Genomic DNA, 13,193 nt, shown 5'->3' on the forward strand with positions numbered 1-13,193 from the left:
GCCCCCGTGGGGGGTGGCCGCTCGGGCGTGCCGGAGCGCGGCGGGGCGGGCGTCAGACGGTCAGGGTCTGACCCGGGAAGATGAGATCCGGGTCGGCGCCGATGGTGCGCACGTTCCTTCCGTACAGGTTGTCGGTGTCGACGCCGAACTTGGCGGCGATGTCGCTCAGCGTGTCGCCGCTCCTGACGGTGTAACTGCCGCCGGAGGCGTTCTTCCCCGCCGCGGGCGCCGACTGCACCGGCTTGGCCGACGGACGGCCCTGCGCGGTCTTCGGAGCCTGCGGCTTCGGCTTCGGGGCGGCCTTGGGGGCCGCCTTCGCGGCGCGCTGGGCAGTCGGCTCGGCGGCGGCCGAGCCCTGGTCGGAGGTGTCGACGGCAGCCGGGGCGCCACCCTTGCTCAGGCCCGCCTTCTTGGAGCAGACGGGCCAGGCGTCCGGCCCCTGCGAGGCGAGCACCTTCTCGGCGACGGCGATCTGCTGTGCCCTGGTCGCCTGGTTTGCCTGGGAGGCGTACGCGGTCCCGCCGTACGCGGCCCAGGTGGAGGGGGTGAACTGCAGTCCGCCGTGGAAGCCGTTGCCGGTGCTGATGCTCCAGTTCCCGCCGCTCTCGCACTGGGCGACGGAGTCCCAGGTGGAGGAGGGTGCGGCGGAGGCCGAGGTGGCCGTGACGAGGCCGGCCACCGGCAGGGCCGCGACGGCGGCACCTGCGACGACCGCCATCCGCAGGCGGTTGCGCTTGCCGGTGGCGGTGGTGTCGGTGGCAGCGGCGGTCTCGTGACGGGAAGTCATGAATGTCCTCTCGACAAGCCCCGGGCGGGCAGGCGGAACCAGGCCCGGGACATGGGCCGGTCGGTCGCGCTCACCTCGCTCGTCGGGCGGCCGGACACGTGTCGGACGTGCCGTTCCGCCCCGGCCACCTCCGCTCGCCGACGGCCTGTTCGAGCCGGTCTCGTCGGCGGGCACCGCCCTCGCGCCGGGGGTCAGTCGGCGGGCCGTGCGTCGGGGTGAACCCGGGTGGCGCTCGTTGCGCCGCCAAGAAAGCTAGGGGCATGTCCGGGGCGCAGCAAGCAATTCTTGGACTTCGCAGGTCAGTTGACTGTTACCGGCGGTATCGATCAAGAAAGCGCGCCCGGTTTGACCGGATTTGACCGAATTATCAAGATCTAACGATCAATTTCCGTGCCCGCGCTCACATCTGTCCATCCGTGAAGTCCCGCACACCATCGACCGTCCGCAGCCGGTCACTGACGCAGCGTCACCCCGATATCCGGAGTTCCCGCTTCGGGGCGGCAGTTGAGTGGCATCCGCCACTGCGAACGCACTGTGTGACGGCGCAAGAGCTCTCAGTGAGAGTCGTCGAACTCCGCGTCCCGCGCCAGCAGCGCCGCCTGGACCCGGTTCTCGCAGCCCAGCTTCGCCAGGATCCGGCTGACGTACGTCTTCACCGTCGCCTCGCTCATGTGGATCCGGGCCCCCGCGTCCGCGTTGGACAGGCCCTCCCCGAGCAGCCCCAGCACCTCCAGCTCGCGCCCGGTGAGCACCTCCAGCCGGCGGCGCGCCTCCGCGCCGCGGGCGGCCGCCGAGGCGCTGCGCCCGGAGGCCAGCGAGTCGACGATGTGCCGGGTCGCGGCCGGGGAGAGGAAGGCGTTCCCTCCGGCCGCCGCCCGGACGGCCTGGATCAGCTCGTTCGGCGCGGTGTCCTTGAGCAGGAACCCGGCGCCGCCCTCGGTCACGGCGCGCAGGACGTTCTCGCGCTCCCCGAAGGTGGTGAGGATGATCGCCCGTGCGCCGGGTGCGACCCTCCCGAGCTCCCCGAGCGCGGTCAGACCGTCCATCACCGGCATCTGGATGTCCAGCAGGACGACGTCCACCCGGTGCGCCCGGGCCAGGTCCAGCGCCTCCCGGCCGTCGGTGGCCTCCGCGACCACCTCGATGTCGTCGGCCGATCCGAGGATCATCCTGATCCCGGCCCGGATGAGCGGCTCGTCGTCGGCGACGAGGACTCGGATCACGGTGGTCATTCCCCTCGAACGGTGATGCGACTGGGGGCACCATCCTCACATCCCGGCCGTCCGGCCTCCCGCCCGGGCCAGGACCGCGGGACGCAAGGCGGTTCGGTTGCGGACGCGGGCGGGACGCGAGGCGGTTGCGGGCGGGACACGGGGTCAGACCTTGGTGACGTACTCGACCTTCTCCACCAGCGTCCCGTCCCTGAAGCAGAACCGCGCCACGTGGTTGTCCGACCAGGAGTCGCCGGGCCCGTCCTTGGCCAGCGAGTACCAGCGGCAGTGCGAGCCCTCCGGCCGGGGCGGCCCGGCGTCCTGGTAGTCGGCGGTGAAGAAGTCGTTGCCGGGCGGCAGCCGGCGCAGCACCTCGGCCCGCGACTGACCCGGCTGGATCTCGTCGTAGACCGACTGCTGCACCGTCGAATCGCCGGCGCCCCGGACGAGAGCTGTCACACCCCAGGCCACCAGGCCCGCCACCACCAGCGTGACCGTACCCACCCCGGCCGCGCAGCCGAGCGCCGGACGCCGCCGCCGACCGTCCGTCCCGTCCTCCGACGGCACACCGCCGGACTCCCGGTCCTCCTCACCCGCCGGCGCGGCGCCGCCCTCGGTCTCCGCCCCCTCGTACGGGAGGACGGCAGCCAGCCGGAAGCCCTGGTCGGGAGTCGGCCCGGCGTGCACCATGCCGCCGACCAACCGGGCGCGCTCCCGCAAGCCGGTCAGCCCCTGCCCGCCGCTGACCACCGAGCCCGCGCCGGGGTGCGCGCCGACGAGCGCCGGCGCGCACGGGTTGACGACCTCCACCACCAGCGCGTCCGGCTCGTACCGGAGCGCGACCGCTATCGGCGCACCGGGGGCGTGCTTGTGCGCGTTGGTGAGCGCCTCCTGCACGATCCGGTAGGCCGCGTGGTCGACCGCCGCCGGGAGCGGGCGCCGCGCGCCCTCGGTGGAGAACGCCACCTCGGCTCCGGCCGCCCGGGAGGAGTCCACCAGCCCCTCGACCCCGTCCACCCCGCCGCGGGCCGGTGGCGCCCCCGGTGCGCCGGCGGCCGACGGCAGCGCCGTCGACTCGTCGTGCAGCACCCCGACCACCTCGCGCAGCTCGCGCATCGCCGCGACCGCCGCCTGCCGCAGCACCCCGACGGCCTCGCGCTGCCGGTCGCCGAGGGTGCGGTCCACCTCCAGCGCGCCCGAGTGCACGGAGATCAGCGCGAGCTGGTGGCCCAGGCTGTCGTGCATGTCCTGGGCGATCCGGTGCCGCTCGCGCAGCCGCGCCTGATGGACCACCATCGCCCGCTCGCGCACGAGCTGCTCGTTGCGCTCCCGCAGGGCGTCCAGCAGCGCGCGGCGCTGCGCCCGGTAGCGGCTGTAGAGCGCGGGCAGGACGGCGAAGACCAGGAAGAGGCCGAGCGACAGTCCGATGATCAGCTTCAAGGAGCCCGAGGTGCCGTCCTTGAGCATCCCGAACGTGGAGATCATCAGATAGCTGAGCACGAAGGCGCCGACCAGCCGCCACACCCGGCTGATCCGCGCCCCGGCCGCCCAGCCCGCGCACGGCAGCAGGACCATCGGTCCGAGGGACCAGCCCGCGATCACCCCGGTGAGCACCAGCACGGTGGCCGGGAAGCCCTTCCGCAGCACCCACAGCACGGCGACCGCGAGGCCGAACGGCACCGCCAGGTCGGTGCGGGCGAGCAGCTCCAGCAGGCCGGCGACCGCGCCGATGAACACGGCCAGCAGGGCCTCGCCCACCACCCGCCGGCGCCGCCAGGGCCCCGGCAGCGCCGTCCGTACCGCCTTCGACCAGGCCCGCGCGATTGCTTCCACCCGTCGAGGCTAACCGGCCTGCCGTTGCGGCCGCGGTCACCCTTCGTCGCCGTCGGCACCGACGAAAGTCGCCGGTCCGCCGGGCCGCCCGGAGCCTTCGAAGGCCGTGAGCAGCAGCGCCACGTCGTCCACCCGCCCCGTGGAGCCGACCTCGCGCAGCACCCGCTCGGCCAGCTCCTCCAGTCCCTCCTCCGCCCGGCCGTGCGCCAGCGCGGCCCGCAGCCGGTCCACCCCCTGGTCGATCGCCAGCGCCGGGTCCTCCACCAGCCCGTCGGTGTAGAGGACGAGGAGCGAGCCGGGCCGCAGCCGCAGCTCGTCGACCGGGTACGCGGCCCGCCCGTCCACGCCCAGCAGCGGCCCGCCGGGGACGTACAGCGCCTCGGCCCGCCCGTCCGGGTGGCGCAGCACCGGCGGCAGGTGCCCGGCCCGGCCGACCCGCACCGTGCCGTCCGCCGGGGTGAGGCGGACCAGGCAGCAGCTGGCGAGCAGCCCGGGATCGAGGTCCAGCAGCAGCCGGTTGGTACGGGCGAGCACCTGGTCGGGCGGCTCGCCGCCGCTGGCGAAGGCGCGGACGGCGCTGCGCAGCTGGCCCATCGCGGCGGCCGCGGCCACGCTGTGACCCTCGACGTCGCCGATCACCAGGGTGAGATCGGCGCCGGTGACGATCGCGTCGTACCAGTCGCCGCCGATCTCCATGCCCTGGGTGCCCGGCAGGTAGCGGGCGGCGGTCCGGATGCCGGGCACCTGCGGCAGCCGGTGCGGCAGCAGGGCCTGCTGGAGGCCGCGGGCCAGGGCGAACTCGGCGTCGTACAGCCGGGCGCGCTCCAGCGCCTGGGCGATGAAGCCGCCGAGACCGGTGAGCAGCCCGCGCTCCTCCGGCGTGAAGGTGTGCGCGCGGTCGAAGCCGAGGATGCAGCTGCCGACCGGGCGGCCGGAGGCGATCAGCGGCAGGAACGCCCAGGCCCCCATCTCGTCCAGGGCGAGGCCCGGGTAGGCGGCGGCGAGTTCGCGCACCGACTCGAAGAAGATCGGCGTGCCGGTGCTGAGCGCCTCGGCGCCGGGGACGCGCGCGTCGATCGGGGTGCCCTCGAAGCCGTCCAGGAAGCCGTCCGGGTAGCCGGTCTGCGAGACCAGGTACAGCCGCTGCCCGTGCACCCCGTAGATGGCGAGTTCCTGGCCGCCGAACGCCGGGAGGATCTCCTCGGCCACCGTCCGGCACACGTCGCGCACGGTGACCGCCTCGGTGAGCGCGCTGGCCAGCTGGAGCAGGTGGTGGGTGCTGCCCACGTCTGCCGGGCCGGCGCCCGGACCGGGCCCAGTCGGCGGTTCCGCCGCGTCCGGCGGGGATTCGGTGGCGACCACCCGGCCGGTCACGCCGTGCCCGTCGGGGAACAGCGAGAAGGCGAGCCAGGCGTCCGGCGGGCGGGAGGCCAGGAAGGTGGTCGGCTGCTGGGAGAGCAGGGCCGCGCGGTAGCGGTTCTCGTAGAAGGGGTCGGCGAGCCAGGGCAGCACCTCCCACGGGAGACGGCCGACCAGCTCCTCCCGGGTCGCCCGCAGCAGCGGCTCGGCGGCCCGGTTGACGTAGCCGACCCGGCCGTCCGGGTCGAGCGAGAAGACGCCCTCGCGCAGCCGCTCCACGGCGGCCGCGGCGGCGGTCAGGGCGCGCACGTCCAGGACGGCACCGACCAGGTGGGTCCCGCCCTCGTGGATCGCACCGGGCACCCGGGCCCACAGCTCCACCGGGCACGGGCGTCCTCCCGGGCCGAGCACCCGCACCCGGGCCGCCAGCACCTCGCCGCGTTCCAGGGCGGTCCGGGTGGCGGCCCTGAACTCGGGCATGTCCCCGGGGGCGATCCGCCTGGTCAGACAGCCCACCGTGCCGTCGAACTCGCCGGGCGCGAAACCGAAGATCTCCCGGAACCGCACGTCCGCCGCCAGCGCCCCGGTGGCCACGTCCCAGTCGAACAGCCCGACCCGGGTGGTGGGCACGGACGGCGGCGGCAGCTCCACCACCGCGGCGTCACCCCCCGGCTCCACGGACTGCCCGGCCGCCACCAGGTCGGCGAGGCCGGCACCCAGCCGGGAGGCGATCGGCGCCAGCTGCTCGCCCTCGTGGGCCGGGACGCCGTCGTCCGAAGCCGGCCACAGCACGCTCAGCACCCCGAAACGCTCCCCGCCGTGCCCGACCGGCACGAAGGCCGAGACGAAGTCGTACGGCAGCCCGACCGCGAACTGCGGGAAGCGCCGCATGGTGTCCTCGGGGTCGGAGAGCGTGACGCTCCGGCCGGTCCGGAAGCACACCGCGGCGGGCAGCGGCCCGGCGGCCGCGACCCGGCGGAACGGACCGATGATGAACAGCGGCACCCCCGCGACGGTGCGCAGCACCAGCGACCGCCCGTCCCGCGACCGCAGGTACACCATCGCCGCGTACGCCCCGGTCGACCCCAGCACCCGCCGCACGGCCTTCGCCAGCAGCGCGTCCCGCTCGTGCGCGGCCCCGGGGAGTGCGTCCCCTGCCCGAAGCGCGTCCTCTTCCGGGAACGCGCCTCTCTCCGGGAACGCGCCCCTTTCCGGAAGCGCGTCCCCTTCCGCGAGCGCCCCCGACGCCGGTTCCGGAGCCGTTTCCAGGACCGTTTCCAGGACCGGTTCCGAAGCCGTCTCCGGGCCTGCCCCGCGGACCGGCTCGGCGGCCCCGCCGACCGCCTTCGGATGGCGCATGCTCCCTTGCTACGTCCGGCCCCGAACCATGTCAAGGCGAGCCACCAGCCCCCCGGACGGCCCACCGGCCCCGCCCGCACGAGGGCGAACGCCCCGGGGAGCCGGCCGGAGTACTCCCCCGGGCAGGTGACGGGCTTACGGCAGCGTGGTGAGGTCGGCCTCCACCGGCTGCTCCGCTCTGATCAGCAGCGCGTCGAGAGCGCCCTGCCGAAGGCGTCCGCCAGAAGGCGCCCGATCCGGTTGTGACGCCGCGGGACGACTTCGGATGGTTCGGGGACCGTTCGATATCCTCCCGGCGAGTGGTGGCGCCGAGGCCGCCAGGGGCGGAAGTGGGAGCGGTATGCAGTCGCCGTCGTCCGAGGAGGCCACGCGGGACGCTTCGTGGCAGTGGGACGAGGCGGGCGGTGGGGCCGAGGCGCCCGGGGACGTGCTCGGCGGGGGCGGGAGCGGGCCCCGGTTGAGCCGGCGGGCGCTGCTGGCCGGGGCCGGGGTGCTGGCGGTCGGCGGAGCGGTGTGGGCGCTGGGCCGCTCGGACGGCGGGCCGGTGCCGCAGCCGCCCCTCCCGGTGCCGACCGCGCTGTCCGGGCCGACGCCGCTGTGGACGTACCGGGGCGCGCAGGCGATGACCCCCGAGCGGCTGGTCGCCGCGCCGCGGCGCCCGGTGTTCCTGTCGAAGGCCGGGCTGCAGGTCCTCGACCCGGTCGGCGGCGGCCCCGGCAGGCTGGTGGTGTTCGACCCGCCTCCGCCCCCGAACTGGCCCAGCGACGCCGAACCGTCCGGCGGGAAGGTCGCGATCGGGCCGGACCACCTCTTCAGCGCCGAGTCGAAGGGCCACCTGGACGCCCGTCACCTCAGCGACCCGGCCGGCGACTGGAGCCTGCCACTGCCCGACGAGCTGTCCACCCGGCTCCAGCTCACCTGCGCGGCCACCGGCGTCCTCTACGGCTACGCCTGGGCCCCGTTCCGCCAGGAGGAGGTCTTCCCCGGCACCCGGGTCTTCGCCCTCGGGCTGGACGAGCGCACCGTGCTCTGGTCCGCCGCCGGCCCGCACCAGGAGCAGCCGGTCGCCCCCGCCCCCGGGGGCGGCACGGGCCTGCTGGCCTGCGCCCGCTCGCTCGGCGACGGCTCCGAACTGGCGGTCCGGGACGCCGCCACCGGGCGGGAGCTGTGGACCGCTCCCGGGCCGGAGGGACTGCGCTGGTGCGTCGCCTTCGGGGACGGCTTCCTCGTCCCCGACGGCACGGGCGGTGTGCGCGTGCTGGGCCCCGGCGGCGAGCCCTGCTGGACGCACTCCCCCGCCCGGGGCGAGTCCTGGCGGGCGCTGCCGCCCGTCCCGGACGGCGCCCGGGTGTTCGTCCCGCGTGACAGCGGCGTCGTCACCTGCAACGACCTGGCCACCGGCGCCGTGCTGTGGTCCCGCAGGCTGCCGTTCCCGCTGGACAGCCGCAGCCGTCCGCTGGTCGTCGGCGGCACCCTGTTCGTACCGGGCCCGGCGACCGCCGGGGTCTGCGCGATCGACGCCGCGACGGGGCGGCCGCGCTGGACCTTCCACGACTCCGGCCCGGGCCGGGACGTGTGGACCCTCGCCACCGACGGGACCCGCCTCTACGCCGGCCACGACGACGTCCTGCACGCGATCCCGACGGCCTGACGCCCCGCCCCCGTTGACCCGAACGGCCCGACGAACGGCAGGATGGCCTGGTGCAGGTACGCCCGATCTCCCCCGACAAGCTGGCCGAGCTGCTCGCCGACCGGATCACCGCGCTGCCCGGCTCCGGCGAGCGGTGGCTGCGGATCGCCGTGGACGGCGCCGCGGCCGCCCGGCCCGAGCTGCTGGCCGACGCCCTGGTGGAGCCGCTGCGGCTGCGCGGCCGCCCCTCGCTGCGGGTGTCGGCGGAGGGCTTCCTGCGCCCGGCCTCGATCCGGCTGGAGTACGGCCACCGGGACACCGACGCCTTCCACGACCTCTGGCTGGACGACGGCGCCCTGCTGCGCGAGGTGCTGGACCCGCTGGAGCCCGGTGGCAGCGGCCGGGTGCTGCCCTCGCTGCGCGACCCGGCCACCGACCGCTCGACCCGCGCGCCGTACGTCCAACTCCCGCCCGGGGGCGTACTGCTGCTGGACGGCGCGCTACTGCTCGGCCGGTGGCTGCCACTTGAGCTGACCGTCCATCTGGCGCTCACCCCGGCCGCGCTGGCCCGCCGCACCCCGGCCGACCAGCAGTGGACGCTGCCCGCCTTCGCCCGCTACGAGGCGGAGACCGGGCCGGCCGAAGCCGCCGACGTCGTCGTCCGGGTGGACGACCCGCGGCACCCGGCCCTGGTCGAACGGGTGTAGGCCCGGGGCGGCCGGTCCCGGCGGGGACCCGCCGGTCAGCCCCTGCCCGCCGGGGCCGGTCCGCGCTGGCAGTACGGGCACCAGAACACCGCCCGGTCGCGCGGGGCGTCGCCCTGGCGCCCGGTCAGGACGGGCGTGACGCAGCGCGGGCAGGGCCGCCCGGCCCTGCCGTAGACCCAGTGCCGGTAGCCTGGCCGGGTGTCGCCGGTGGTGATGTGGCCGGGGCGCAGCTTGTTGGCCTCCAGCATCTGCCGGGCGCGCTCCACCAGCCGGTCGGGGTGCGGGACTTCGCCGACCTCGGTCCACGGCGTCACCCCGGCCACGAAGCAGAGTTCGTTGGCGTAGACGTTGCCGATGCCGGCCAGGTTGCGCTGGTCGAGCAGGGCCTCGACGAGGGGACGGGCCGGGCGGGAGAGGAGCCGGCGGACGGCCTCGACCGGGTCCCAGTCGGGGCCGAGCAGGTCCGGGCCGAGGTGGCCGACGGCCCGCCGCTCGTCGGTGGTGCGCAGCAGTTCGACGACCGGGAGCCGGTAGCCGACGGCGGTGCCGTGCTCGGTGCCGAGGAGGGCGCGGATCTGCCAGGCGGGGCCTCCGCCCCAGCGCTCGCCTGGCCGGTAGACCTCCCAGCGGCCGTCCATCCGCAGGTGGGTGTGCAGGGTGAGGCCGCCTTCGAGGCGGGTGAGCAGGTGCTTTCCGCGCGGGCGGACCTCCAGCACCCGGCGCCCGGCGAGCGAGGCGGTCGCGTGCGCGGGCACCCGCAGTTCGGCGCTGGTCAGCAGCTGTCCGGCGAGGGCCTCGTGCAGCCGGACCGCCACGCGGTAGATGGAGTCACCTTCTGGCATGCCTCCATTCTGGTCCGCCGGGCGGTCCGGCGGGGGACCGCCCGGCGGCGGTCACAGGGAGTGGGCGCCACCCTCGACGTAGCCCTCGCGCACCACGACGACCGGGCACGGTGCGTGCTCGGTGACGTGGCGGCTGACCGAGCCCAGCAGCACGCCGGAGAAGCCGCCGAGGCCGCGGCTGCCCACGACCAGCAGCGCAGCGCCCTTGGCGACCTGCAGCAGGGCGCCCGCCGCGTTGCCGGGCACCACGCTCTCCCTGATCGGCACGCCCGCGTCCTGGCCGACGACCTTGGCGACGCTCTCCGAGAGGGTCTTCCCGGCGAGCCCCTCCGGGCTGTACACGTCGGCCGGCACGGCCGTGCCGCCCCAGCCGTAGAAGGCCGGGTACTCCCAGGCGGCGACCGCGTCGACGGTCCCGCCGACGGCCTTGGCATAGTCGACCGCCCAGCGCAGCGCCTGCTCCGAGGCGGGCGAGCCGTCCACACCGACGACGATCCGGGGCTTGCCAGTCATGCCGTGTCTCCTTCGGTTGCTCCTGCTCGGTCCCAACCCGCCAAACATAGATCAAATCGGACAAACGGTGGGCAATTGCCGCGCGGGATACGGCGATTCACGTCCTCCGACCTGCCCGGACGGGCCGCGGAGCCGCCGGGCGGCGGCTCCGCCGAGGCCCTCTCCGCTTTCCGGCCGACTCAACTGCGGTAGGCGGCCCAGGACTTGGACATCAGCTGGACCTGACCCGGGGTGAACTGGGTCATGCAGGAGTCGTAGCCGTAGTCCATGAAGTTGTGGATCGGGTCGAGCCCACCGCCCGGGCAGCTGTGGCGGCCCTCGGGGCAGCCGTAACCGGGGGTGCGCTCGGGCGGGGTGTCGTCCACGTAGTCTCCCGGAAACAGGCAGCCGCCCTGGAAGGTGTGGAAGAGGCCGAGCCAGTGACCGATCTCGTGGGTGGCGGTGTTGCCCTCGTTGTAGTGCGTGGCAGGGCCGCCGGGCAGCGAATCGTCCAGGATGACCACGCCGTCGTCGGTCGGGCGGGAGCGGTAGGCGTCGGGGAAGGTCGACCAGCCGAGCAGGGACTCGCCGAGGTGGGCGGTGTACAGGTTCAGGGTGCCCTGGTCGCCCTTGCGCAGTGCGGTCTTCATCGCCTGCTCGGCGGCGGAGCCGGGCGTCATCCCGGTGTACCAGCCGGCGTTGTCGGTCCAGTCGGTGCCGGCCAGTTCGAAGTGGAACCGGGTCGGCGTGTTGCCCGCCCCCTGGCCACCGTAGGTGGCGTTCAGGTGGTCGATCTGGGCCGCGACGACGCCCCCGTCCAGCCGGCCGGCGCCCCCCGCGTGGATCACGTGGACGTACACCGGGATGCTGGTCGGGGCGGCGGCCAGCGGGACATGGGTGGCGCCGAGTCCGGCGAGCCGACCCGCCAGGTCCGCCTGCATCGCCCGGGCCCGGTCGGCGCTCACGACGTTCGGATCCCCGCCCGCCCGGCTGCCGGCCGGCTTGCGGGCCGCGGCGTCGGCGCCCTCGCACACGGTGGCCGCCACCGCGCGGTGCGGGGCCGGCGCCGCGAACTGGCTCAGGCCTGCCGCGGCGACCAGCGCGACGGCGCAGGGGAACAGGCGGGGGGCACGCGAGCGCACCCGGGCAGTACGGCGCATCAGCGCTCCTGAGGGGAGTTGACGGGGCTTCGGCCGCTCATCGGGCCCGCCCGCCGGTGGCCGGCGGCGACCGGCGCCCGGCGCGGACCCGCACGAGACTACGACGCCGAGAAGTCGATCTCCCGCAGGGCGCGCGCGGCGCCCCGGTCGAGTACCACGGCCGACGCACAGCCGGCCGGCGGCCGCCCCGCCCCGAGCAGTAGCCGCCGCAGCCGGGCGGCGGCGCCCCGGTGCCGGGCGAAGGCGTAGCGGGAGACCCGTCGCCCGCGCCGCCGCTGCCCGGCCCGGGCCTCGGCCGGGTCGGCGTCGAGCAGCAGCAGGTGCACCCGGCGGCCCTGCCGTTCGGCGGCCCGGGCCAGCCAGGCCCGGACGAAGGGCAGCGTGCCGCAGTCGTGCACCGCGAGCGGACCGCCGTCCAGCACCGCCCGGCGCAGCCGCCGGTAGTGGGCGAGCCGGACGAGCGGGCGGTAGAGCGCGTACGGGAGTCGGCCGGGCAGCCGGGCCGCGTACTCCTCCCGGACCAGCTGGGAGTCGACCAGCGGGGCACGCACGCAGCGGCGCATCAGGGTGCTCTTGCCGCTGCCGGGCAGGCCGGTGACGATCAGCAGGTCACCGGCGGGGTAGCGCAGGACGGCCGGACCGGGGCCGCGCAGCCCGTGCACGCCGGTGCGGACCACCCGGCTGCCGGTACCCCGGCCGTCGGCGGTGCGGGGCGGCGGCACCCGTGGCACCGCCGCCCGCGATGTTCGTACGCCCGTCACCCGGCCCCTCCCCCGCTGTTCCCGTCCCTGGAGCATGGCGCATTCCCAAGAACGAGTAAAGGTCCGTGGTCAGGGCGGGTGCGGACGACCCCGGCCAGGGGGTCGCTAGCCCAGCTGCGGGGCGACCCGGGAGGCGACCAGCTCCAGGTGGTCGAGGTCGCCCAGGTCCAGCACCTGGAGGTAGACCCGCTGGCTGCCCACCGCCGCGTACCGGCCGATCTTCTCCACGACCTCGTCCGGGGTGCCGGCCAGGCCGTTCTCCTTCAGCTCGGCCACCTCCCGGCCGATCGCGGCGGCCCGGCGGGCGATCTCGGCGTCGTCCCGGCCGACGCACAGCACCAGGGCGTTGGAGTACACCAGCTCGTCGGCCGAACGACCGGCCTGCTCGACGGCGGCCCGGACCCGGCCGAACTGGGCGGCGGTGTCGTCCAGCGAGGCGAACGGCAGGTTGAACTCGTCGGCGAAGCGGGCGGCCAGCGCGGGGGTGCGCTTCGGGCCGAGACCGCCGACCAGCACCGGGATGCGCTCCTGGACGGGCTTGGGCAGCGCGGGCGAGTCGGTGAGCGTGTAGTACTTCCCGGCGAAGTCGAAGGTGTCGCCGAGCCCGGTCCGCCACAGCCCGGTGATGATCTCCAGCTGCTCCTCCAGCCGCCCGAACCTCTCCTTCGGGAAGGGGATGCCGTAGGCGGCGTGCTCGGCCTCGTACCAGCCGGCGCCGAGGCCGAACTCGACCCGGCCGCCGCTCATCGCGTCGACCTGGGCGACCTGGATCGCGGTGACGCCCGGCAGCCGGAAGGTGCCGGCGGTCATCAGGGTGCCGAGGCGGATGGTGCTGGTGTCGCGGGCGAGGCCGGCCAGGGTGATCCAGGCGTCGGTGGGGCCGGGCAGGCCGTCGACGCCACCCATCTTCAGGTAGTGGTCGGAACGGAAGAAGGCGCTGAAGACCCCGAGTTCCTCGGCGGTGCGGGCCACCCGCAGGAGGGTGTCGTAGCTCGCGCCCTGCTGCGGCTCGGTGAAGATGCGAAGATCCATGCGGACCATTCTGGTACGGA

The 13,193-nt window shown here is 75.3% G+C and carries 11 protein-coding genes; 2 read left to right on the forward strand and 9 right to left on the reverse strand.

The window, feature by feature from the left end:
* Positions 1-52: 52 nt before the first annotated feature.
* The 4 genes from ACFV1W_RS30385 to ACFV1W_RS30400 all read right to left on the reverse strand — a co-directional run bounded on the left by ACFV1W_RS30385 (position 53) and on the right by ACFV1W_RS30400 (position 6,549).
* Positions 53-787: a transglycosylase family protein gene (locus tag ACFV1W_RS30385; RefSeq protein WP_380420469.1), complete on the reverse strand. Its 735-nt coding sequence runs from the start codon at positions 785-787 to the stop codon at positions 53-55.
* Positions 788-1,341: 554 nt separating this feature from the next.
* Positions 1,342-2,010 (reverse strand): response regulator, encoded by a 669-nt coding sequence (locus ACFV1W_RS30390; RefSeq protein WP_380420499.1) that lies wholly within the window; start codon positions 2,008-2,010, stop codon positions 1,342-1,344.
* Positions 2,011-2,163: 153 nt separating this feature from the next.
* Positions 2,164-3,831 carry a sensor histidine kinase gene (locus ACFV1W_RS30395; protein WP_380420470.1) on the reverse strand — a complete coding sequence of 556 codons (1,668 nt, stop codon included), beginning with the start codon at positions 3,829-3,831 and terminating at the stop codon, positions 2,164-2,166.
* Between the two features lie 36 nt (positions 3,832-3,867).
* Positions 3,868-6,549, reverse strand: a complete 2,682-nt coding sequence (locus ACFV1W_RS30400) for a SpoIIE family protein phosphatase (protein ID WP_380420471.1) — start codon at positions 6,547-6,549, stop codon at positions 3,868-3,870.
* A 340-nt stretch (positions 6,550-6,889) separates the two neighbouring features.
* Between ACFV1W_RS30400 and ACFV1W_RS30405 the strand changes: the two genes are divergently transcribed.
* Positions 6,890-8,200 carry a PQQ-binding-like beta-propeller repeat protein gene (locus tag ACFV1W_RS30405; RefSeq protein WP_380420472.1) on the forward strand — a complete coding sequence of 437 codons (1,311 nt, stop codon included), beginning with the start codon at positions 6,890-6,892 and terminating at the stop codon, positions 8,198-8,200.
* Between the two features lie 50 nt (positions 8,201-8,250).
* Positions 8,251-8,886, forward strand: a complete 636-nt coding sequence (locus ACFV1W_RS30410; RefSeq protein WP_380420473.1) for a uridine kinase — start codon at positions 8,251-8,253, stop codon at positions 8,884-8,886.
* A 35-nt stretch (positions 8,887-8,921) separates the two neighbouring features.
* Here ACFV1W_RS30410 and ACFV1W_RS30415 read toward each other — a convergent pair whose 3' ends face one another.
* From ACFV1W_RS30415 to ACFV1W_RS30435, 5 genes are all read right to left on the reverse strand, one after another.
* Complete coding sequence (locus ACFV1W_RS30415; RefSeq protein ID WP_380420474.1) at positions 8,922-9,728, reverse strand: DNA-formamidopyrimidine glycosylase family protein; 807 nt, start codon at positions 9,726-9,728, stop codon at positions 8,922-8,924.
* 51 nt (positions 9,729-9,779) lie between these two features.
* Positions 9,780-10,241, reverse strand: a complete 462-nt coding sequence (locus tag ACFV1W_RS30420; RefSeq protein WP_380420475.1) for a universal stress protein — start codon at positions 10,239-10,241, stop codon at positions 9,780-9,782.
* Positions 10,242-10,420: 179 nt separating this feature from the next.
* On the reverse strand, positions 10,421-11,380 hold the full coding sequence (locus ACFV1W_RS30425; RefSeq protein ID WP_380420476.1) for a zinc metalloprotease: 960 nt from the start codon (positions 11,378-11,380) through the stop codon (positions 10,421-10,423).
* Positions 11,381-11,478: 98 nt separating this feature from the next.
* The gene (locus ACFV1W_RS30430) at positions 11,479-12,177 is read right to left on the reverse strand and encodes an AAA family ATPase (protein ID WP_380420477.1); all 699 of its coding nucleotides are present in this window, start codon (positions 12,175-12,177) and stop codon (positions 11,479-11,481) included.
* 69 nt (positions 12,178-12,246) lie between these two features.
* A complete protein-coding gene (locus ACFV1W_RS30435; protein ID WP_380420478.1) occupies positions 12,247-13,173 on the reverse strand; it encodes an LLM class F420-dependent oxidoreductase in 927 nt (308 codons plus the stop codon).
* Between the last annotated feature and the right edge of the window lie 20 nt (positions 13,174-13,193).

The organism is Kitasatospora sp. NPDC059648, from assembly GCF_042734825.1.
GTDB lineage: Bacteria > Actinomycetota > Actinomycetes > Streptomycetales > Streptomycetaceae > Kitasatospora.

What these genes read in the sequence shown, in the direction of transcription:
- ACFV1W_RS30415 (WP_380420474.1), bottom strand. Translation starts at nt 9,728, where the DNA reads ATGCCAGAAGGTGACTCCATCTACCGCGTGGCGGTCCGGCTGCACGAG.
- ACFV1W_RS30435 (WP_380420478.1), bottom strand. Translation starts at nt 13,173, where the DNA reads ATGGATCTTCGCATCTTCACCGAGCCGCAGCAGGGCGCGAGCTACGAC.
- ACFV1W_RS30430 (WP_380420477.1), bottom strand. Translation starts at nt 12,177, where the DNA reads ATGCTCCAGGGACGGGAACAGCGGGGGAGGGGCCGGGTGACGGGCGTA.
- ACFV1W_RS30400 (WP_380420471.1), bottom strand. Translation starts at nt 6,549, where the DNA reads ATGCGCCATCCGAAGGCGGTCGGCGGGGCCGCCGAGCCGGTCCGCGGG.
- ACFV1W_RS30385 (WP_380420469.1), bottom strand. Translation starts at nt 787, where the DNA reads ATGACTTCCCGTCACGAGACCGCCGCTGCCACCGACACCACCGCCACC.
- ACFV1W_RS30425 (WP_380420476.1), bottom strand. Translation starts at nt 11,380, where the DNA reads ATGCGCCGTACTGCCCGGGTGCGCTCGCGTGCCCCCCGCCTGTTCCCC.
- ACFV1W_RS30420 (WP_380420475.1), bottom strand. Translation starts at nt 10,241, where the DNA reads ATGACTGGCAAGCCCCGGATCGTCGTCGGTGTGGACGGCTCGCCCGCC.
- ACFV1W_RS30405 (WP_380420472.1), top strand. Translation starts at nt 6,890, where the DNA reads ATGCAGTCGCCGTCGTCCGAGGAGGCCACGCGGGACGCTTCGTGGCAG.